This is a genomic window from Pantoea eucalypti (assembly GCF_009646115.1).
GTDB classification, from domain to species: domain Bacteria; phylum Pseudomonadota; class Gammaproteobacteria; order Enterobacterales; family Enterobacteriaceae; genus Pantoea; species Pantoea eucalypti.
In genome coordinates, this window is the sequence record NZ_CP045721.1 from 22,808 (window position 1) to 41,421 (window position 18,614).

The window sequence follows — 18,614 nt, forward strand, 5'->3', positions numbered from 1 at the left end:
TTCACTACTGCGGGAAATGAAAAATGAGCATCGTTTATATACCTGCCCTCATTCCCTTACTGATGAAAAAAGAGAATGAGAAAGGAAGCCCACTGACAGAGGATGAAGTCCGCCACGTCCGGGATAACGCCACGTTTATCGAAGTGCCGCGTGATGTTGCTTTCACGATGGCCGAATGCCGGGGCTATTTTGATATCAATCCTGAGCATTGCTGGTCACAATGGTGCTCCTATCGGCGTGAGAATCTGTTGCCTGCTGCTGGCAACGTGTAACTGCATCGCAGTTCGACATCTGTTTACCGTTTTTAGCAGTCGGTCTCCGGCCGCATAGCGTAATTGTTCAACAGAATGACGCATCCGTCCGAGGCGGACCTGGGCCTCGACCGCCAGGCTTTCAGGTTGCTTTGGGTTTCACCCACCTCGCAAAGGCTTTCCCGTGCAGCGGTCTGGCTGATCAGTCGTAAACTGAGTGTTGAACACAAGGCGACGTTCGCGTCTGATTCATCGGATGGGCTGCAAGCTGAGAGGGTATAACGTTGTAGTCGTCCTTAAAAGATCAGGCTCATCCGACATACCCTTGTGATATTCTCTGCACTCTGGCGAAACCTGTCCTGTATATTATTCGCTGCGGAGGCATGATGACAGACTCAGATTCCATCAAATTAGCTATGCTGTTTCTTATTGCCTTCTGGATATATTACCTGAAAATTACACGCAGCTTTTCAGGACGATTTATCTATTTTGATAAAGAAAAAAAGATGTCTCATTACGCCTGTCAGTTTTTGGCACACCAGGAGACACGTCCGATCTTAGCGACGTTATTATTTCACTTAAAAAGTGTTTACAGGATCTTGAAAATAAAAATTATCATAGCGTGACATTTGAATCACACCTCATTACTGCAGAGATGATAGAATCTATTCAGCGCTTTACACAGGAACAGGGTTATTCATTTCAGAACGTCATGTTCTGCTACACCTCAAAATGGCAACGCGTTGTCATTCCACTTAAAACGGCCCTCTGCCGTTTCAACCTGAAATTTGCTAATCCGACAACCACAACGTTCACTGTCGTACTTGATCGAAGCCCAGCTTCCGGCTTTGATAATATTTATATCGGTAAGTGACATTATTCCTGATACAGCATGAGAGAGCGTAGTCTGGGTTTCAGAAGCGTAACACGTAAACAGATCAGCATTGAATCCAGTGCGTTACACTCCGGATAGCTCTCATCCTTTACTGCGGAGCAAAATGGATTGTCATACTGTCCTTCTGGAATGGGCGGCCCACGGGGAAAGTATTGTTATCTACTGCCTGATTAATGGCTTCAGTAGCCGCAACGCACAGATCCGGATCGCCGCCCACCACATTTATCTTTACCGAATGATCACGTTGCGCCAGCTTAATTCTTATGTCACATGTTTTACCGCGATAAGTATCTGCATCGAAGAAGCGATGCTGTATTGATGTTGAGGCCTGGCATATCCAAAGCATCACCTCGCGTTGTTGCGTTTGCTGAGGTGTCTGAGCTTCACACTGTGATTTAATCTCTGATGCGTCTGGAGACTTAATTCCCTTATGATTGATAGGGTTTGTCCGTGTATTGCATCCGGAAAGGACCAGTGCGAATGTTAAAACAACAATTTTTTTCATCATGGCTTCCCTGTCGATTTTCCTGATTTGTATCATTAATAGTGCAATTGAGTAGACACCGCCAATAGACTCTCTTCAAAGCAAATACCACGATCTCCACACCGGCAACCCGACAAAGTCTATAAAACCTGTACGGAAATTCATACAGCCATTCACGCCCTCTTTGCAAATCACATCCGCTACCGTTACTCTATACGAAACGTATACACTTCATATAAGGCTTGTATGGGTATCGTAAAAATTTCCGATCTGATGCATGAGAATCTCCGCATCGCCAGCCAGGCGATGAGCCGCTCGATCAATGCCCAGGCAGAACACTGGCTTAAGCTTGGCATGCTGGCTGAACTCTATCCGCAGCAGACTCAACACCAACTGGCGCAAATGCTGATCCGGCTTGAACTGGAAGGCAGCGCTGATATTCGCAGTATGCTCCCAAAAGAGAGCCTCATCCCACAAGGAGACGTGTCATGAACACCGTTAAAATACATACCGCAGCGGAAATTGAAATGGCGCGCGCAGCCGGACAGGCTGCTGCTCAGGTACTGGCAATGATCACGCCTCATGTGCGTCCCGGTATCACCACGGAAGAACTGGATGATATCTGCCACGACTTCATTGTGAATGAACTTAAGGTCACACCCGCGAACATTGGCTATCACGGCTATACCCGCACCACCTGCACATCGGTTAATCATGTGGTATGCCACGGTATTCCGGCCAGTAAGACGCTTAAGGATGGCGATATTGTGAATATCGATGTGGCGGTCATCAAAGATGGCTGGTACGGCGATACCAGCCGCATGTACTTTGTCGGCACCCCATCAGTCCGGGCCAAACGTCTGGTTGAGATCACCTATCAGTCGATGGTTGCGGGTATTAAAACAGTTCGTCCTGGCGCGACGCTAGGTGATGTGGGTGCAGCAATTCAGCGCGTTGCGGAAGCCGCAGGTTTCTCGGTGGTGCGTGAATATTGCGGTCACGGCGTCGGGGAGATTTACCACACCGATCCGCAGGTGCTGCACTACGGCACACCCGGTGAAGGGATGCCATTGAAAGCTGGCATGATTTTCACCATTGAACCGATGATCAACGCCGGTAAAGCAGGCACCAGCGTGCTGTCAGATGGATGGACGGTGGTCACGAAAGATCGCTCGCTTTCCGCGCAATGGGAACACACCGTCGCAGTGACTGAAGAAGGTTTTGATCTGCTGACGCCGTGGCCTGAAGGCACCGGCGACTATCCCGCAATTTAATCCCCCTGCCTGAGACACTGTCTCAGGCAGTGTTCTCTATCTGCTTCTGACTTCATCCAGCGTTTCCAGCGTGCCCGAATGCCAGACCTGTATGTTATTGCGACCGGCGCGCTTAACCTGATAAAGCGCTTCATCAGCGCATCTCAGCCATTGATGGATTGATTCCGCATCACTTGCCGGTGCAATTCCAATACTCACCGAGCACTGAAAAGTGGGAGACGCTGGCAGCCGCAGCAGCGCAATGCCCTGTTTAATCTGCTCTGCCAGCAGCGTAATGCTGGCTTCGTCTGCATCCCGCACAATGACGCATAACTCATCACCCCCGAAACGGGCAGGAATATCTTTCAGTCCGACGCTATTACGAAGCAGTGCCGAGATCTCTGCCAGTAGAAAGTCACCAGCCTCATGCCCAAAGGTGTCATTCACCTGCTTGAAATGATCAACGTCCAGCAGCATTAGCCAGGCTTTACCCTCACCTCGCTGGGTGCGCAAAAACTCACTTTCCAGACGCTGCTCAAACAGACGTCGATTTGGGATTTTCAGCCCGGGATCCATCAGTGCAATACGTTCCAGCTCGCGGTTCTTTTTGCGCAGACTCAGGGTCAGATTATGTGACACCACGCTGAGTGCCAGCAGATATCCGCTGGCCAGCGGCAAGGTCAGCCAGACGGTACGGGTACTGAAATTAAGCAGAATGGGCGCCTTTTCCACCAGCCAGGCCAGCATGAAGGTAAACAGAAAAGCCTTTATTGCGGATTTCAGCTGAACCCAGCCCCCAGCCGAATAGCGATCGGAGATCAGCACCGCCATGATAATAATTGAGGGCAACGGGCTGAGCGCCATGTTTGCAACCCAGAATCCGCCAAAGGCGGCATCCAGCGTTAAACTTTTGCGTTCAAATCCAGTGGGGTCGCGGGATCGCAACGCCAGTCGGTACGCTGCATAAGGCCAGACAAACGCATTAGTAAACAATAAGGCGCAGAGCTGCGGGCACATTCCCATCTCCATCAGGACAGAAAGAATGGGCAGAAAACAAAGAAAGGTACCAAGCTGGCGCATCATAAACATTCGCCGGACAAATCGCGTCGAACGTCGCTTCAGTTGTACATCATCGGGGGTGTAATAATTCATACGCGTACTGAAGCAGTTACAGGTCAGGTAAGTTTATCGGTAAATGAAGAAAAATTGTGAATTATTTGCAGATTATTCTTATTGCCTGTACGCGAGTTAATTAAAAGGTGTAATTAACTTACGGGACTGGAAACAGCGGTGAGAGATTGCCACGCGTCGTGAATAACGCGCGGCATCTCTGATGCAGATTATCTGCGGCCTTTAACGATTGAGGCAGACCAGTTGAAATCGCTGACTTCACTGGCGGTCAATGAAGAGGGCTTCTTTTTACGAAGCGGCTTTTTCTGCGCTTTTAGCGCCAGCGCTTTTTCCTTCTCCAGTTTACTGGTCATGACGATCTGACGTGCTTCACTATTAAATTCTTTTTCTTTCTTACTATCAGGCTCTTTACCGGTTCGTTGACGGTACTTCTCTGCAAGTCCGTTGTAGGTTTGCTCGACGGCCAGACGTTCATCAGCGTTGAACTGATCAATGGAAATCATCTTCTTATCGTTCATAGCGGCATGTCCTGTGGCGAGTTATTCAGGCAAGTGTACCGCATTTGCCGTTCGTTAATGCAGGGAATGGCATTAATCCGTCGACGTGATAGTTTCATGAGCCTTCCGGCAGGACAAATACGCCTGATCCTATTCGTAAGCCTGACTCAATCAGGTTTCTCTCTTAATATTAAACTAATGTTCATCAGGTTTAATGGTAGTGACCACGTACCGCCAGAGAGCAGAACCAATGATAAGAGAGACCGATCGCCTGTCACAGGCATTATTACGGCGGCATGGGATTGGCATTAAACAGAAACGCATACACTTCAGAGGCAGAGATCTGCTGTTTCAGTTGCATAACGCCCGCTATGATGTTTTCAATGGTGACCGCTGTATTGCGACTGTAGAAACTAACAATATCAACGAAGCCATTAAGCAGTTTAAAGCGCTGGATAACCCTGATGAGAAATAACCCTGCCTGATCATGACCTGTTTCAGAGGGATCACGCCGTCAGAAACGTGTGCGTTGTGGTGCAGGATAATCAGGATGGTCGAAGTTTCGAGGGTCTGTAAGAAGGTATATGGCGTGCAGCACCCGATAACGCCATTGCAGCCCTGCAGCACGATCAGCCGATGCGGCTTGAAAATGAATGCCGCACAATCGTTTGCAACGAAATCAATGGAAAGCAGCCTGTTGCGCCTGTCTACCCGATAAGCCGGAGAGTGTTCATCCGGTTCAACCCCAAATTTAGTGTTAATTCAACCGGTGCTGATTAGAATAAAGCAAACTCCCCGAATACAGGTTTCTGATGAAAATCACCATTCACAAAGAAGATGAGCTGTTTATGCAAAACTTCTTTGATGCACCCTGCCACACTCTCGAAACAGAATCGCCGCAGGCTCAAAAAATTCAGCAATCTCTTCAGCTGGCCATTCAGCAAAAAGGTGCAGAGGCCTATGGCGACTGGAAACGTAGCCTGACATTTCTGCTGCTGTTTCTCTTTCTGTATGCTGCGCTGGGTGCTTCATTGACGCTTGATCTCAGCGCCCCGGGCACGGGCCATAAAAGTATTGCCTATGCGCTGGAAGCGATTCCGGTACTTATCGCCTTCTCCGGTTTCTTCATCTCTATTCTCTATCTTTTCCTGACTCGCGCCAGTGCGCGTAAACAGCGTAATTGGGAAAAGACGATTCTGGTGCTGGAGAAATACGCCATCGGAAACCTGTTCAAGGTGACACACAGCCAGGGTGGCGGCACCAGCAATTATTCCGTGCCTAATCTCTCCATTTCACTGGCGATGTTTATCTGTGTAACCTGGCTGGTGATTTATAACTATCTTACATTCACCACCAGCGGTGTATTCGGTAGTGTGATTTCGCTGTTCATCAGCACCATGGTGTATGTGATTCTGGATATTCAGTTGCTTAAGCCTTTCATCCATGTGATGGATAAAGAGGAATCAGAAAAGCGTGACGCGGATAAAGAACAGGATTAACCAGGATCTTCTGCGGTGTCAGAATACCCGGCCACTGTGAGCCGGGTATTTTTTTGCCACAAACTGGCCATTGTTACTGGCAGGCCCATTTTTGCAGCGAATTCAATGAAACGCGAAACGAACACAACCTTTGTATGTTGTAACTATATGACGGCCTTATTATACCCCATTTAGCGCTGACGAATCTCCGCCAGAAAGCCCGCTTTGATAGCGGGCCTGCCGTCATTACCAGTGAGTTTTCTGCATATCGATAACGAAACGGTATTTCACGTCACCAATCAGCATACGTTCAAAGGCTTTTTCAACGTCGTCACCGGTGATCATCTCAACGTCAGCCGTGATGTTGTGCTGACCGCAGAAGTCGAGCATCTGCTGCGTCTCCTTAATGCTGCCAATTGAGGTGCCGCTAATACTCAGGCGGCGAAACACCATTGGGGTGACATTCGGTGACTTATGCGGTTGATCGGGGATGCCGACCAGCACCAGCTGACCATTAGTTTTCAGCGCATTGAGGTAAGGATCGAGATCATGAGCCGCAGCCACACAGTCCAGAATGATATCCAGGGAGGCCTGACACGCTGCCATTTGTGCCGTGTCTCGCGAGATGACCACGTTTTTAGCACCCAGACGGCGCGCATCCGCCCCTTTTGCAGGAGAAGTGGTAAACAGAGTGACTTCTGCACCCAATGCGCTGGCGAGCTTAACCGCCATGTGTCCCAGTCCGCCAAGGCCGATAACACCTACGCGGTCGCCTGCTTTAACATTAAAATGCTGCAACGGTGACCAGACAGTCACACCTGCACACAACAGCGGTGCCACAGCGCTCAGCGCCAGATTGTTGGGTACCGTCACCACAAAATGCTGGTTGACAATGACATGCTGCGCATACCCGCCAAAGGTGGTATTGCCAGTGTATTTGTCGGTGCCGTTATAGGTTGGTGTGAAGCCCGCTTCACAATATTGCTCTTCCTGCTGCTGGCAAAAATGGCATTCACGGCATGAATCGACCATAACACCCACGCCTACGGTATCTCCGACAGAAAAGCGTGTGACATTGTCACCTTTATCCACCACGCGTCCTACAATCTCATGACCGGGAACCAGTGGATAGCGGCTCACGCCCCATTCATTCCGTGCCATATGAAGGTCAGAATGACAGACGCCACAATACAGGATTTCGATTTTGACATCGTCAGCCTGCACGTCACGTAACTCAATCTGACCCGCCTTTAACGGTTGATCTGACTGGGTGGCTACCAGCGCGTTAATTTTCATCTGTTGCCTCTTCTCATCTGATGGTCGTAAAGAAAGCGGCCCACTATAGACATGCAGGAACCTGTTTGGTAGTAGTTACCTTTTGGTTACCATGAATGTGAGGAGAGACTGTGCCGGTCTGGGTTGAAGGAAAACTTTATTTTTATGCGGACTCACCACCACGTCGCCTGCTTGAGCTCTTTTCCGTGAAATGGAGCACGATGGTGCTGCATGCGCTTTATCACTGGCCGGAAAATCGGGCGCGCACAGGGGAACTGGAGCGCAGCCTGCAGGGAATTTCAAAGAAGATGCTGATTCAGACGCTGCGCGAGCTTGAGCAGCGCGGGCTGGTGTCGCGTCATGTCTGGCAGGTTGTCCCGCCGAAAGTGGAGTACAGCCTTACACCACTCGGCCATACCTTTGCAGAACCGATTGAGCAGATGTATGAATGGGGTCTGGAGAATCAGGCTGCGCTGGATGAAATGGAAAATCATGCGCGCAGCCATCAGGAGAGTGGCGGAGATGACCGCCAGTGATGCACGTTACGGATTAATCGAACGGGAATTCGCGCGCCAGCACGCGCGCAATCACATTTAGCGCGCCTTCGTCGTTGTTGCTCTGTGTCTGATAGTGCGCCACGGCGGCGACAGCCTCAGCAGCATTTGCCATCGAGAAGCTATAGCAGGCCTGACGCAGCATCTCAATGTCATTGGCGCTGTCACCAATCGCCAGCACTTCACAGTCACTGATGCCCCACTTTTCCTGTAGTAGCGCAATGCCGTGTGCTTTATGGCAACCGGGAATGATGAGATCGATAAAGCCAAAGCCGCTGGAGACCGGATGCATAATGTTTTCCAGCTCGCCAAGTGTGGCGTGCAGTCTTTGCAGCAGTGCATTTACGCCTTCGTGCTCCAGCTTCAGCGAGAACTTGAAAATGGTGTCGTCGATGGCATAAAGGTCATCACGCTTTTCGAGTCGGTGATAATGGTTTGCCAGTTGCGCCATCATCTCGTCTGAAGCGGATGCATGCACATACGCACCATTACGTCCGCAGACCACAACCGCGATGTCGGGTTCATGCGCCAGGATATCGAGGATCTTATGCACTTTCTCCTGCGCTAACTCGCCGCAGAAAATCTCTTCATTGCAGTCCGAAACCCACGCACCATTTTCTGCCACAAACGCGATTTCATCTTTAATGTCGGGAAAATAGCGCTGGAGCTGGTAGTACTGATTCCCGCTCGCCACCACAAAACGAATGCCCTTCTGCTTCAGCAGCGCATACTGACGTGAAAACCGCTGGACGTTGTACTGCTTATTATCGTCCAGAAAGGTGCCGTCCATATCCACCGCAATCATCTTAACCGCCATTTCGCCTGCCCCTTTACGTTCGCCGTTCTGTCCTTTCGGCTGATTGATTTGATTCATAAAGCTTACTCGCTGTGTGGATTAATGAGAATGCAAATAGTGACATTGCTAACGGATTTCAGAGCGTTCCGGTTCATCAGTTGTGTTAGCGCGCACGGTTTATGTCGTTAAAAGAATGTTAAGCTCAACGACAAATTACGAATGAAGATTATTTAAATTACATTCGAAACTCAACCATGACGATAAAGGAGCAGAATATGATCCGTGATGAAACCCTGGCTACGCCATTACCTGACGACGTCAAAACCGCTATCCGCAAAATGAAACAGCAGTTACGTCAACAAATCGGCGATGTTGATGCTCTGTTCAAACAGGTCTGCGACAACATCACCACTGCCATTGCGCAGGCAAAAACAGAGGAAGCGCAAACCGGCACGGCCTGGCCGGTCGTGCCAATGCAGGACATTACTGAAGGAAAGGTTTCAGATGAAACCCGGTTGCTGATTAAACGTCGCGGTTGTGTGGTGATTAAGCAGCATTTTGCACGAAATCAGGCTCTGGCCTGGGATAAGTCGATGCTCGACTATCTGGATCACAATCATTTTGATGAACAGTATCGTGGGCCCGGTGATGACTTTTTTGGCACCCTGGCTGCCTCCCGCCCTGAAATCTATCCCATCTACTGGTCGCAGGCGCAAATGCAGGCGCGGCAGAGCCCGGCAATGGCAGAGGCACAATCTTTTCTTAACCGGCTATGGACGTTTAATTCCCAGGGCAAGCAGTGGTTTGATCCGGATGTCAGCGTTATCTATCCCGATCGCATCCGTCGTCGCTTGCCGGGTACAACCTCTAAAGGCCTGGGTGCCCACACCGATTCAGGAGCACTTGAACGCTGGTTGCTGCCCGCTTATCAGCAGGTTTTCAGTAAGCTGTTCCACGGTGAATTTGCCGCATACGATCCCTGGGACGCGGCTCACCGTACCGACGTAAACGAATATGATCTGCCAGGCACCACCAAATGTTCTGTGTTTCGCACCTTTCAGGGCTGGACCGCGCTCTCCGATATGATCCCCGGCCAGGGCCTGTTGCATGTGGTGCCGGTGCCGCAGGCGATGGCTTACGTTTTGCTGCGTCCGCTGCTTTCGGATGTGCCTGAAGATGAGTTGTGCGGTGTGGCGCCGGGTCGGGTATTGCCCGTGAATGAACAGTGGCATCCGCACCTGATTGCCGGGCTCTGTTCAATACCGGCTCTTGAGGCGGGTGATTCCGTGTGGTGGCACTGTGATGTGATTCACGCTGTTGCACCGGTTGAGAACCAACAAGGCTGGGGCAACGTGATGTATATCCCCGCAGCACCGATGTGTGAGAAAAACCGCGCTTATGCCCGTCGTGTTGCAGAGGCGCTGGAGCAGGGACGTTCACCGGCCGATTTCCCGCCTGAAGACTATGAAGCAGAATGGGAGCAACGTTTCATGCCGGAAGATCTCAACCTCAATGGCCGACGGTCTCTGAATTTAGCCTGACGCAACCCCGCGTCGCGCACCGGCGCGGGATAATCCCTGTTACACTGCCTCTTTTATTTAACGGCGAAGCGCGATTATGAACCCGCGACATCATCAGATCATTCAATTAGTTAATGACAGGGGCAGCGTAACTGTCAGTGAACTGGCGCAGCATACCGGAGTTTCGGAAGTGACGGTGCGCCAGGATCTGACACTGCTGGAACGTGATCGGCTGCTTCGCCGGGTTCATGGCTCTGCGCTGGCACTGGATAGCGATAACGTCGGCACCCGCATGAATACCCGTTATTCTACCAAGCAGGCGCTGGCACGACATGCGGCCAGCCTGGTGCAGGCGGGTGAGTCGGTTTTCATCGAAGGGGGCAGTACCAATGCGCTGCTGGCGCGGGCGCTGGCCGATCGTGCGGACCTTACGCTGATTACCGTCAGCCACTATATTGCCCAGCTTCTGCGTGAGGCTGCCTGTGAAGTGATTGTGCTTGGCGGATTATTGCAGAAAAGCAGTGAATCCGTTGTGGGTCCGCTGACGCGTTATTCCATTCAGCAGGTCCATTTTCACAAAGCGTTTGTTGGTGTGGATGGCTGGCATCCGGAGACGGGTTTCACCGGCCGCAATATGCTGCGCTGTGATGTGGTAGATGCAGTGCTGGCGAAAGGCGCTGAAAGCTATGCGCTGACTGACGCGTCTAAATTTGGTCAGATTCACCCCTATCCGCTCTCATCCGGCTTTCAGGTCGGGCATGTAATTACTGATGAGACACTGGATTCCGCGACGGTCGTGCAACTCAGCGAACAGGGGATCGAGGTGATACAGATCGCGACAGGTTAAGCCGACCAGGGGCCTTTAGTCACGGAGTCCCGCATCATCAGGCTGGCCGTGAAAGGCGCCTGAGTCTGCCAGTCACCCCCGTCCAGCATGGTTACCAGCCGGTTGATCGTCTCGTCGATCATTTCTGTGACCGGTAGCTTCATACTCGATAATGACGGCGTGATATAGGGTGCCAGCGGGATATCATCAAAGCCTATTACCGAGACCTGATCGGGTACTGCAATGTTGCACTCGGTCAGGCGTTTGATTGCACCAATCGCCATCTCATCATTACTCGCCACCAGCGCAGTAAATGACACGTTGCGCTCAAGGAGCGTGTCGACGGCTGCCATACCGCTCTGCGCCGTCCATTTACCCGCCACAATATGGCGGTCGTCAGCGTTAAGGCCCTTTGCCGCCAGCGCAGCACGATAACCGTTAAGGCGCTCAACGCCGGTCGGGGAATCCTGCGAACCGGTAATAAATGCGATATCGCGGTGTCCCTGGTTCAGCAGATAGCCCACGGCCGTGGCACTGCTGGCGTGCTGATCGCTGTAAATGCAGTAGCTGTGGTTGACGCGCAGCCGCCGGTTAATAACCAGAATGGGCTGTTTGTGGCTGGAGATAATCGCATCCAGCGCGTCAATGCTGAGGAAGCGCGGATAGATGATGATGCCGTCACAGCGCAGATCGAGCAGAAACTGAATGGCCGCCTCTTCCTGCCTGGCGGTGTGCTTGCCGTCCGCCAGAATCAGCTGACGGCCCTGCTGCTCCATCATGCGTGCGGAGTGGGCCATTAACTCAGTAAAGTAGCTGCCGCTGTAAAGCGTGTTGGTGATGACCAGTCCGATTGTCTGAGACGTTTTTGTCGCCAGATTGCGGGCCAGCAAATTAGGCCGATACCCGGTTTCTGCAATCGCCTTCAACACCCTTTCACGTTTTTCCTGTCCGACGTAGCCATTACCGGAGAGCACACGTGACACTGTCGCTTTTGAAACGCCCGCCTTAATTGCTACTTCCTGAATCGTTGTCAATGTGATGCTCCTTTGCTACGTCGTCCTGCAGTCTACCTAAGCCTCTCAATATTGGAAATATTTACCCGGTATGTATACGCACATCATCACATTTAGCAGGTGATGCACTTCACAAAATAGAAATCTGCCCGATTTATACTCTTGTCGCCGAACGTAAAGACCTTCATGATTTTGTGAAACCGGTTTCCTATTTGTCTGCTTGCAGGCATTAAAAACATAAAAATTTTGACCGATTTACCCTACAGAGAAGAGCGATCATGCCCATGAACTATGCCGAGGTGTCACGCGCCATTGTCGATGCGCTTGGCGGCCTCACCAATATCGAAGCCGTCACTCACTGCATGACCCGCCTGCGTTTTATCCTGAAGGATCAAACACAGGTCGACTATCCACGTCTTAAAGCCATCACAGGTGTCATGGGCGTGGTACACAACGATACCCAGTGCCAGGTGATCATCGGGAATAACGTATCGCAGGCTTACCAGGCGTTGCTGGAACTGGGATCGCCCGGCGCAGCTTCGACTGTGCCGGTGAAACGCAAAATTACCCTGAGAAGTATTGGCGCAGGCATTCTGGATGCGCTGGTGGGCACCATGTCGCCATTGATCCCAGCCATTATTGGTGGGTCCATGGTGAAACTGCTGGCGATGATTCTTGATATGGCGGGCGTGTTTGAAAAAGGTTCATCAACGCTGGTGATCCTCAACGTCATTGGCGACGGGGCATTCTTCTTCCTGCCGATCATGGTTGCCGCCTCAGCGGCGCTGAAGTTCAAAACTAATATGTCGCTGGCGATTGCCATTGCCGGCGTTCTGGTCCATCCCAATTTTGTTGAGCTGATGGCAAAAGCGGCGCAGGGCCAGCCGGTCGAGTTCGCTTTCATTCCGGTCACCGCGGTGAAATATACCTATACGGTGATCCCGGCGCTGGTGATGACGTGGATCCTGTCACACATTGAGCGAGGCGTGGATCGCATCACCCCTGCGGTCACTAAAAACTTCCTGAAACCGATGCTGATTGTGCTGATTGCAGCACCCATTGCGATTGTGCTGATTGGCCCGATTGGTATCTGGATCGGCAGCGGCATCTCCGCGCTGGTCTACACCGTGCATGGTTATCTTGGCTGGCTTTCTGTTGCGATTATGGGCGCTATCTGGCCGCTGCTGGTGATGACCGGTATGCACCGGGTTTTCACACCAACCATTATCCAGACCATTGCCGAAACCGGCAAAGAAGGCATGGTGATGCCGTCAGAGATCGGCGCCAATCTGTCTCTGGGCGGATCGTCGCTGGCGGTGGCGTTCCGCACTAAAAACCGTGAACTGCGCCAGACCGCACTGGCGGCAGCGGCATCAGCCATTATCGCAGGGATTTCAGAACCGGCGCTGTATGGCGTTGCAGTGCGCCTGAAACGCCCACTGATCGCCTGTCTGATCAGTGGTTTTATCTGTGGCGCGGTTGCGGGCATTGGCGGGCTGGCCAGCCACTCGATGGCCTCACCCGGCCTCTTTACCAGCGTACAGTTCTTCGATCCCACCAATCCCATGAGTATTGTCTGGGTCGGTGCGGTCATGGTGCTCTCGGTGGTGTTGTCATTCGTGCTGACGCTACTGTTAGGCTTCGAGGATATTCCTGAGACAGAACCCGAAAGCGCTGCGCAACCTGCGCCTGCTACCGAACGCGCTAACGCGATCAATAGCCATTAGGAAAAGGGTCAGGCTGACCCAAAAAAGAGGATTGCATGTCTGATTCAAGGTTCCCGCAAGGGTTTTTATGGGGCGGCGCGCTGGCCGCTAACCAGAGTGAAGGTGGTTTTCGTGAGGGCGGAAAGGGCTTAACCACCGTCGATATGATCCCGCATGGCCCAAACCGGATGCCGGTTAAACTGGGTCTGGAAAAACGTTTTGCCCTGCGTGACGACGAGTTCTACCCCAGTCATGACGCTATCGATTTCTATCACCGCTATCCGGAAGATATTGCGCTGATGGCCGAAATGGGGTTCAGCGTGTTCCGCACCTCAATTGCCTGGAGCCGGCTCTATCCTAACGGTGACGAACTGACGCCTAATCCGGAAGGCATTGCGTTTTATCGTGCGGTCTTCGAAGAGTGCCGGAAATACAATATCGAACCGCTGGTCACGCTTTGCCATTTTGATGTCCCGATGCATCTGGTCACGGAATATGGCTCATGGCGCAATCGCAAAATGGTCGATTTTTTTGCCCGTTACGCACGAAGCTGTTTCGAGGCGTTTGATGGACTGGTGAAATACTGGCTGACCTTCAACGAGATCAATATCCTGCTGCACAGTCCGTTTTCCGGGGCTGGCCTGGTCTTTGAACCCGGCGAGAATAGAGACCAGGTAAAATATCAGGCGGCACATCATGAACTGGTTGCCAGCGCGCTGGTTACGCGAATCGCGCATGAAGTGAATCCGGTCAATCAGGTCGGCTGCATGCTGGCCGGCGGCAATTTCTATCCCTGGTCGAGCAAACCGGAAGATGTCTGGGCTGCACTGGAGAAAGACCGCGAAAACCTCTTTTTTATAGATGTGCAGGCGCGCGGTGCCTATCCGGCTTACGCTGCCCGCGTGTTCCGTGAAAAAGGGGTGACGCTGGAGATCGCTGACGGTGATGCCGACATTCTGAAAAACAGCGTCGATTTTGTCTCATTCAGTTACTACGCTTCGCGCTGCGCGTCGGCAGAAATGAACGAGCAGAACAGTAGCGCCGCCAACGTGGTGAAATCCCTGACTAATCCCCATGTGCCACGCAGTGACTGGGGCTGGGGCATCGATCCGCTGGGGTTACGTATCACGATGAACATGATGTATGACCGCTATCAGAAGCCTCTCTTCCTGGTGGAGAATGGCCTGGGCGCACGCGATGAAGTCGACGCGAATGGCGAGATTAATGACGATTACCGCATCAGCTATCTGCGTGAACATATCCGCGCGATGGGCGACGCCATTGAAGATGGCGTGCCGGTGATGGGTTATACCAGCTGGGGCTGTATCGATCTGGTTGCCGCCTCGACCGGCGAAATGAGCAAGCGCTACGGTTTCGTCTACGTAGACCGCGACGATCTGGGTAACGGCACGCTGGCGCGTACGCGAAAAAAATCATTCTGGTGGTATAAGAAAGTGATTGCCAGTAATGGCGCAGATCTTGAGTGACACTGTCACTTAAAAAGCACATCTGAATGCACTGTCGCGTAGCAAACGTGCCTGAGCATAACACTGACGCATCCGTTGTGCTCAGGCACTAATTATCGTATAACGAATGTCTCCGAGGGGTGTCCTGTCATGGGCTGAGATGGCGAAAGCCGAACCCTTTGAACCTGATCTGGGTCATGCCAGCGAAGGGACGGGTCGGCAGATTTTCTGTCTCATTTCCTGCACTATCCCCTGTTCCAGACCGTATGCCCGGATCTCCCTTTTAATGGAGATCCCATGTCACATCCGCTTTTCGAGACCGGTTTCTATGGTCGTCTGCGCCAGCAGGCGGGCACGCAATGGCACGCCTATGTAAGGCACGATTTTGTGCAGCAACTCGGTCAGGGTACGCTGCCTCCTGCCGCCTTCCGTCACTATCTCACCCAGGATTATCTGTTCCTGCTCCACTTCGCCCGTGCCTGGGGTCTGCTGATCAGCAAACTCTCTGAGCCTGACGCTCTACGACGCGCTACGGCATCACTTAACGCGATTATCGGTGAACTGCCGCTGCACCTCGCTTACTGCCAGCAATGGGGCATCAGCGAGGCAACAATGGCACGCGAACCCGAAGCAGCGGAAACGCTCAATTACACCCGTTATGTGCTGGATGCCGGTCACACCGGCGATGCACTGGAGCTCATAACGGCGCTGATGCCCTGTGTTGCCGGTTACGCTGAAATCGGCCTGACTTTGCTGGATGATCCTGCGACGCGCATTGAGGGCAACCCTTACGCCGAATGGATTGAAAATTACGGCGATGAAGCCTATCTGGCCGGGGTAGGCTCGTCACTGATACTTTTTGAAACGCTGGCTCAGCAGCGCGCCGGAGAACAACGTTTTGATCGGCTGGCGGAGATTTTCACCACTGCGACCCGGCTGGAAGCGGCATTCTGGCAAATGGGGATAGATCACGCTGCCGATCTTCGGGTCAGACCATGAGCCAGCTGTGCAATGCCACACCGCCAGGTATTTCAGTTCGCCAGCTCAGCCTTACGCTGGGTCAGCAACAACTTTTCAGTCAGCTTGATCTGGAGATCGCCGGGGGTAAATTTACGGCGTTACTGGGTGCCAGCGGTGCAGGCAAAAGCAGCCTGATGCGTGTCATTGCCGGTCTTAGGCCACCCAGTTCGGGACAGATTAGCGGCAGCGATGGCCTTCCGCTGACCGGACGCATCGCCTGGATGGGGCAACAGGATTTGCTCTATCCGTGGCTGACGATTGAGCAAAATGTCTGCCTGGCCAGTCGGCTGAAAGGCGAGAAAGCCGATCGCGACTGGGCGCAGTATCTGCTGGCAAGGGTTGGGCTGAGCCAGAGCGCCCGCGCGCGCCCCGCTACACTCTCCGGCGGGATGCGTCAGCGCGCTGCGCTGGCCCGCACTCTCTACACGCGTCAGCCTGTTGTGTTAATGGATGAGCCATTCTCCGCGCTGGATGCATTGACCCGTCATGAGATTCAGATGCTGGCGGCGGAGGTGCTGGTCGGTCACACGGTGCTGCTGATCACCCACGATGCCGCCGAAGCCTGTCGTCTCAGTCATCACCTGCTGGTGATCGGTGCGGCGGGAATCGAAGCCTCTCCACCACTACAGGGCCTGCCGCCAAGGGCAGCCGATGACGCCGGCTTAATACGAAGTCAGGCCGCACTGTTGAAACAGCTAAGCGGAATAGCCAGATGAGCACACGTTTCGTCCGTTTGCGTCGTGGAATTACGCTGTTTGCCGGTCTGATTGCAGCATGGTGGCTGGCCACGCTGACCTGCATTCCCGCCTTTCTGCTGCCCTCGCCCGCTGCAGTCGCTATTGCGCTGTGGCAGAACGCTGACTATCTCAGCTATCACACTCTGATTACCCTGACCGAGATCCTCAGCGGCATGGCGCTCGGCGTGCTGCTGGGTGGTGTGCTGGCGCTGGGCATGACCTATTCACCGTGGTTACAGCGCTGGATGATGCCGCTGGTGATCACCAGCCAGGCGATTCCGGTATTTGCGCTGGCTCCGCTGCTGGTTCTCTGGTTTGGCTTTGGCATGAGCGCCAAAGTCGCGATGGCCGTGCTGGTGATCTTCTTCCCGGTAACCTCCAGCTTTTTTGATGGCCTGCGCCGCGTTACGCCCGGCTACCTTGACCTGGCTCGCACTATGGGCGCTTCCCCTTCAGCACAACTGCGCCATGTCAGGCTGCCAGCGGCGCTGCCTGCGCTGGGTTCAGGGTTACGGATGGCGGCGGCCGTCGCGCCGATAGGGGCAATTATCGGCGAATGGGTCGGCTCAGCGGAAGGGCTGGGTTTCGTGATGCTGAATGCCAATGCCCGGATGCAGAGCGACCTCTGTTTCGCTGCCCTGTTCATTCTGGTGCTGATGACCCTCGCCCTGTGGCTGACTATCGATCGCCTGCTGCGCCGCCTGATTAGCTGGGCTCCTGAGACAATTTGATGACCCTTAAAATGAGAAATCCCATGACTAAACTGCCCCTGTTAACCCTGCTCTTCAGCGCCACCTTAACCACTCAGGTTCAGGCGATGGAAAAACTGACGCTGGTACTCGACTGGTATATCAATCCCGATCACGCGCCCATTATGGTGGCGCAGCAGACCGGCGCGTTTGCCGCTGAAGGACTGGAGGTAAATATCGTGCCGCCTTCCGATCCGGCCCTGCCGCCACGTCTGGTCGCGGCAAAGCAGGCGGACTTAGCCATTACCTATCAGCCTCAGCTGCATTTCTTCGCCGATCAGGGATTGCCACTGATGCGGGTGGGCACGTTGATTGACACGCCATTGAACACACTGATGACGTTAGACAAAACGGTGAAAAAACCGGCGGATTTAAAAGGTAAACGCATCGGCTATTCAGTGAGTGGCATTGAGCAGGCGACGCTGGCGACCATGCTGGCCCATGACGGCGTCAAAGCCGATCAGGTCAAATTGATTAACGTTAATTTTCAGCTCACCAGCGCCCTGATGACCGGCCAGGTAGATGCGGTTATCGGCGGCTATCGCAATATTGAAGCGCTGGAGTTGAAACTTGCCGGCAAAGAACCCGTGGTGCTTAACGTCGAGGATTATGGTGTTCCCGCTTATGACGAGCTGATTATCGTCGCCAACCGTGACGAGGCGCACTCGGAGAAGATTCAGAAGTTTCTGCGGGCATTGAAGAAGGGAAATGCGGAGCTGCAGGCGCATCCTGAGGAGAACTGGCTGATCTTTGCCCGCGAGCATCCTGAGCTGAATACACCGCTAAACCATCAGGCATGGCGTGCCACGCTGCCGCTGTTCGCCGCCGATCCGGCAAAACTGGATCGTGCACGCTATCAGGCTTATGAGCAATTTCTGTTTGATAACAAGCTGATTAAAGGCATCACGCCGGTTCAGCGCTACGCTATCGGCAGTGAGTGATAAGCGCCCGCAGCGAGCGCTG

General features: G+C 52.9%; 20 protein-coding genes and 1 riboswitch. Of the genes, 14 read left to right on the forward strand and 6 right to left on the reverse strand.

Going from position 1 to position 18,614, the window contains the following annotated elements:
- Window positions 1-23 precede the first annotated feature (23 nt).
- Window positions 24-272, forward strand: a complete 249-nt coding sequence (locus EE896_RS18900) for a hypothetical protein (protein ID WP_003854978.1) — start codon at window positions 24-26, stop codon at window positions 270-272.
- A 962-nt stretch (window positions 273-1,234) separates the two neighbouring features.
- On the opposite strand, the gene EE896_RS18905 is transcribed toward EE896_RS18900, so the two are convergent.
- A complete protein-coding gene (locus EE896_RS18905; RefSeq protein ID WP_238343246.1) occupies window positions 1,235-1,654 on the reverse strand; it encodes a cell envelope integrity TolA C-terminal domain-containing protein in 420 nt (139 codons plus the stop codon).
- Window positions 1,655-1,876: 222 nt separating this feature from the next.
- Between EE896_RS18905 and EE896_RS18910 the strand changes: the two genes are divergently transcribed.
- Together EE896_RS18910 and map are read left to right on the forward strand one after the other, a co-directional pair.
- Window positions 1,877-2,122, forward strand: coding sequence for a ParD-like family protein (locus EE896_RS18910; RefSeq protein WP_003854973.1), 246 nt, complete (start codon window positions 1,877-1,879; stop codon window positions 2,120-2,122).
- Window positions 2,119-2,904 carry a type I methionyl aminopeptidase gene (gene map / locus EE896_RS18915; protein ID WP_003854972.1) on the forward strand — a complete coding sequence of 262 codons (786 nt, stop codon included), beginning with the start codon at window positions 2,119-2,121 and terminating at the stop codon, window positions 2,902-2,904. Before EE896_RS18910 ends, map begins: the two co-directional genes overlap by 4 nt.
- A 36-nt stretch (window positions 2,905-2,940) precedes the next feature.
- On the opposite strand, the gene EE896_RS18920 is transcribed toward map, so the two are convergent.
- Window positions 2,941-4,035, reverse strand: a complete 1,095-nt coding sequence (locus EE896_RS18920; RefSeq protein ID WP_008924597.1) for a sensor domain-containing diguanylate cyclase — start codon at window positions 4,033-4,035, stop codon at window positions 2,941-2,943.
- Between the two features lie 188 nt (window positions 4,036-4,223).
- Entirely contained in the window at window positions 4,224-4,532 is a 309-nt protein-coding gene (locus EE896_RS18925; protein ID WP_003854970.1) for a hypothetical protein, read from the reverse strand.
- Window positions 4,533-4,761: 229 nt separating this feature from the next.
- On the opposite strand from EE896_RS18925, the gene EE896_RS18930 reads away from it, so the two are divergent.
- Both EE896_RS18930 and EE896_RS18935 read left to right on the forward strand, forming a co-directional pair.
- A complete protein-coding gene (locus EE896_RS18930; RefSeq protein ID WP_039661474.1) occupies window positions 4,762-4,986 on the forward strand; it encodes a hypothetical protein in 225 nt (74 codons plus the stop codon).
- Window positions 4,987-5,323: 337 nt separating this feature from the next.
- Window positions 5,324-6,010 (forward strand): RipA family octameric membrane protein, encoded by a 687-nt coding sequence (locus tag EE896_RS18935; protein WP_140915643.1) that lies wholly within the window; start codon window positions 5,324-5,326, stop codon window positions 6,008-6,010.
- A 225-nt stretch (window positions 6,011-6,235) separates the two neighbouring features.
- On the opposite strand, the gene EE896_RS18940 is transcribed toward EE896_RS18935, so the two are convergent.
- Complete coding sequence (locus tag EE896_RS18940; RefSeq protein WP_140915642.1) at window positions 6,236-7,285, reverse strand: NAD(P)-dependent alcohol dehydrogenase; 1,050 nt, start codon at window positions 7,283-7,285, stop codon at window positions 6,236-6,238.
- 110 nt (window positions 7,286-7,395) lie between these two features.
- Between EE896_RS18940 and EE896_RS18945 the strand changes: the two genes are divergently transcribed.
- Window positions 7,396-7,800: a winged helix-turn-helix transcriptional regulator gene (locus tag EE896_RS18945; RefSeq protein WP_003854965.1), complete on the forward strand. Its 405-nt coding sequence runs from the start codon at window positions 7,396-7,398 to the stop codon at window positions 7,798-7,800.
- Between the two features lie 13 nt (window positions 7,801-7,813).
- Here EE896_RS18945 and EE896_RS18950 read toward each other — a convergent pair whose 3' ends face one another.
- A complete protein-coding gene (locus EE896_RS18950; RefSeq protein ID WP_140034045.1) occupies window positions 7,814-8,635 on the reverse strand; it encodes a Cof-type HAD-IIB family hydrolase in 822 nt (273 codons plus the stop codon).
- Between the two features lie 254 nt (window positions 8,636-8,889).
- On the opposite strand from EE896_RS18950, the gene EE896_RS18955 reads away from it, so the two are divergent.
- Both EE896_RS18955 and EE896_RS18960 read left to right on the forward strand, forming a co-directional pair.
- Window positions 8,890-10,155, forward strand: coding sequence for a DUF1479 domain-containing protein (locus EE896_RS18955; protein WP_039661478.1), 1,266 nt, complete (start codon window positions 8,890-8,892; stop codon window positions 10,153-10,155).
- A 76-nt stretch (window positions 10,156-10,231) separates the two neighbouring features.
- Window positions 10,232-10,981, forward strand: coding sequence for a DeoR/GlpR family DNA-binding transcription regulator (locus EE896_RS18960; protein ID WP_008924592.1), 750 nt, complete (start codon window positions 10,232-10,234; stop codon window positions 10,979-10,981).
- Here EE896_RS18960 and EE896_RS18965 read toward each other — a convergent pair.
- Window positions 10,978-11,994 (reverse strand): LacI family DNA-binding transcriptional regulator, encoded by a 1,017-nt coding sequence (locus EE896_RS18965; RefSeq protein WP_003854958.1) that lies wholly within the window; start codon window positions 11,992-11,994, stop codon window positions 10,978-10,980. The two genes, EE896_RS18960 and EE896_RS18965, sit on opposite strands and share 4 nt — an antisense overlap.
- A gap of 257 nt (window positions 11,995-12,251) precedes the next feature.
- Here EE896_RS18965 and ascF point away from each other — a divergent pair, with 257 nt between their 5' ends.
- The 6 genes from ascF (at window position 12,252) to EE896_RS18995 (ending at window position 18,592) form a co-directional block, all read left to right on the forward strand.
- Complete coding sequence (gene ascF / locus EE896_RS18970; protein WP_140915641.1) at window positions 12,252-13,700, forward strand: PTS cellobiose/arbutin/salicin transporter subunit IIBC; 1,449 nt, start codon at window positions 12,252-12,254, stop codon at window positions 13,698-13,700.
- A 35-nt stretch (window positions 13,701-13,735) separates the two neighbouring features.
- Entirely contained in the window at window positions 13,736-15,166 is a 1,431-nt protein-coding gene (locus tag EE896_RS18975; RefSeq protein ID WP_003854953.1) for a 6-phospho-beta-glucosidase, read from the forward strand.
- Window positions 15,167-15,271: 105 nt separating this feature from the next.
- Window positions 15,272-15,374, forward strand: a riboswitch (TPP riboswitch).
- A 68-nt stretch (window positions 15,375-15,442) separates the two neighbouring features.
- Window positions 15,443-16,144: a thiaminase II gene (gene tenA, locus EE896_RS18980; RefSeq protein WP_003854952.1), complete on the forward strand. Its 702-nt coding sequence runs from the start codon at window positions 15,443-15,445 to the stop codon at window positions 16,142-16,144.
- Window positions 16,141-16,881 (forward strand): ABC transporter ATP-binding protein, encoded by a 741-nt coding sequence (locus EE896_RS18985; protein ID WP_140915640.1) that lies wholly within the window; start codon window positions 16,141-16,143, stop codon window positions 16,879-16,881. Before tenA ends, EE896_RS18985 begins: the two co-directional genes overlap by 4 nt.
- Window positions 16,878-17,633, forward strand: a complete 756-nt coding sequence (locus EE896_RS18990) for an ABC transporter permease (protein ID WP_003854948.1) — start codon at window positions 16,878-16,880, stop codon at window positions 17,631-17,633. The genes EE896_RS18985 and EE896_RS18990 overlap by 4 nt, the downstream gene beginning before the upstream one ends.
- A 23-nt stretch (window positions 17,634-17,656) precedes the next feature.
- Window positions 17,657-18,592: an ABC transporter substrate-binding protein gene (locus tag EE896_RS18995; RefSeq protein WP_003854946.1), complete on the forward strand. Its 936-nt coding sequence runs from the start codon at window positions 17,657-17,659 to the stop codon at window positions 18,590-18,592.
- The last annotated feature ends 22 nt before the right edge of the window (window positions 18,593-18,614 follow it).

What these genes read in the sequence shown, in the direction of transcription:
- EE896_RS18955 (WP_039661478.1), top strand. Translation starts at nt 8,890, where the DNA reads ATGATCCGTGATGAAACCCTGGCTACGCCATTACCTGACGACGTCAAA.
- map (WP_003854972.1), top strand. Translation starts at nt 2,119, where the DNA reads ATGAACACCGTTAAAATACATACCGCAGCGGAAATTGAAATGGCGCGC.
- EE896_RS18910 (WP_003854973.1), top strand. Translation starts at nt 1,877, where the DNA reads ATGGGTATCGTAAAAATTTCCGATCTGATGCATGAGAATCTCCGCATC.
- EE896_RS18925 (WP_003854970.1), bottom strand. Translation starts at nt 4,532, where the DNA reads ATGAACGATAAGAAGATGATTTCCATTGATCAGTTCAACGCTGATGAA.
- ascF (WP_140915641.1), top strand. Translation starts at nt 12,252, where the DNA reads ATGCCCATGAACTATGCCGAGGTGTCACGCGCCATTGTCGATGCGCTT.
- EE896_RS18930 (WP_039661474.1), top strand. Translation starts at nt 4,762, where the DNA reads ATGATAAGAGAGACCGATCGCCTGTCACAGGCATTATTACGGCGGCAT.
- EE896_RS18975 (WP_003854953.1), top strand. Translation starts at nt 13,736, where the DNA reads ATGTCTGATTCAAGGTTCCCGCAAGGGTTTTTATGGGGCGGCGCGCTG.
- EE896_RS18995 (WP_003854946.1), top strand. Translation starts at nt 17,657, where the DNA reads ATGACTAAACTGCCCCTGTTAACCCTGCTCTTCAGCGCCACCTTAACC.
- EE896_RS18935 (WP_140915643.1), top strand. Translation starts at nt 5,324, where the DNA reads ATGAAAATCACCATTCACAAAGAAGATGAGCTGTTTATGCAAAACTTC.
- EE896_RS18920 (WP_008924597.1), bottom strand. Translation starts at nt 4,035, where the DNA reads ATGAATTATTACACCCCCGATGATGTACAACTGAAGCGACGTTCGACG.
- EE896_RS18985 (WP_140915640.1), top strand. Translation starts at nt 16,141, where the DNA reads ATGAGCCAGCTGTGCAATGCCACACCGCCAGGTATTTCAGTTCGCCAG.
- tenA (WP_003854952.1), top strand. Translation starts at nt 15,443, where the DNA reads ATGTCACATCCGCTTTTCGAGACCGGTTTCTATGGTCGTCTGCGCCAG.
- EE896_RS18940 (WP_140915642.1), bottom strand. Translation starts at nt 7,285, where the DNA reads ATGAAAATTAACGCGCTGGTAGCCACCCAGTCAGATCAACCGTTAAAG.
- EE896_RS18900 (WP_003854978.1), top strand. Translation starts at nt 24, where the DNA reads ATGAGCATCGTTTATATACCTGCCCTCATTCCCTTACTGATGAAAAAA.
- EE896_RS18960 (WP_008924592.1), top strand. Translation starts at nt 10,232, where the DNA reads ATGAACCCGCGACATCATCAGATCATTCAATTAGTTAATGACAGGGGC.
- EE896_RS18905 (WP_238343246.1), bottom strand. Translation starts at nt 1,654, where the DNA reads ATGATGAAAAAAATTGTTGTTTTAACATTCGCACTGGTCCTTTCCGGA.
- EE896_RS18990 (WP_003854948.1), top strand. Translation starts at nt 16,878, where the DNA reads ATGAGCACACGTTTCGTCCGTTTGCGTCGTGGAATTACGCTGTTTGCC.
- EE896_RS18950 (WP_140034045.1), bottom strand. Translation starts at nt 8,635, where the DNA reads ATGGCGGTTAAGATGATTGCGGTGGATATGGACGGCACCTTTCTGGAC.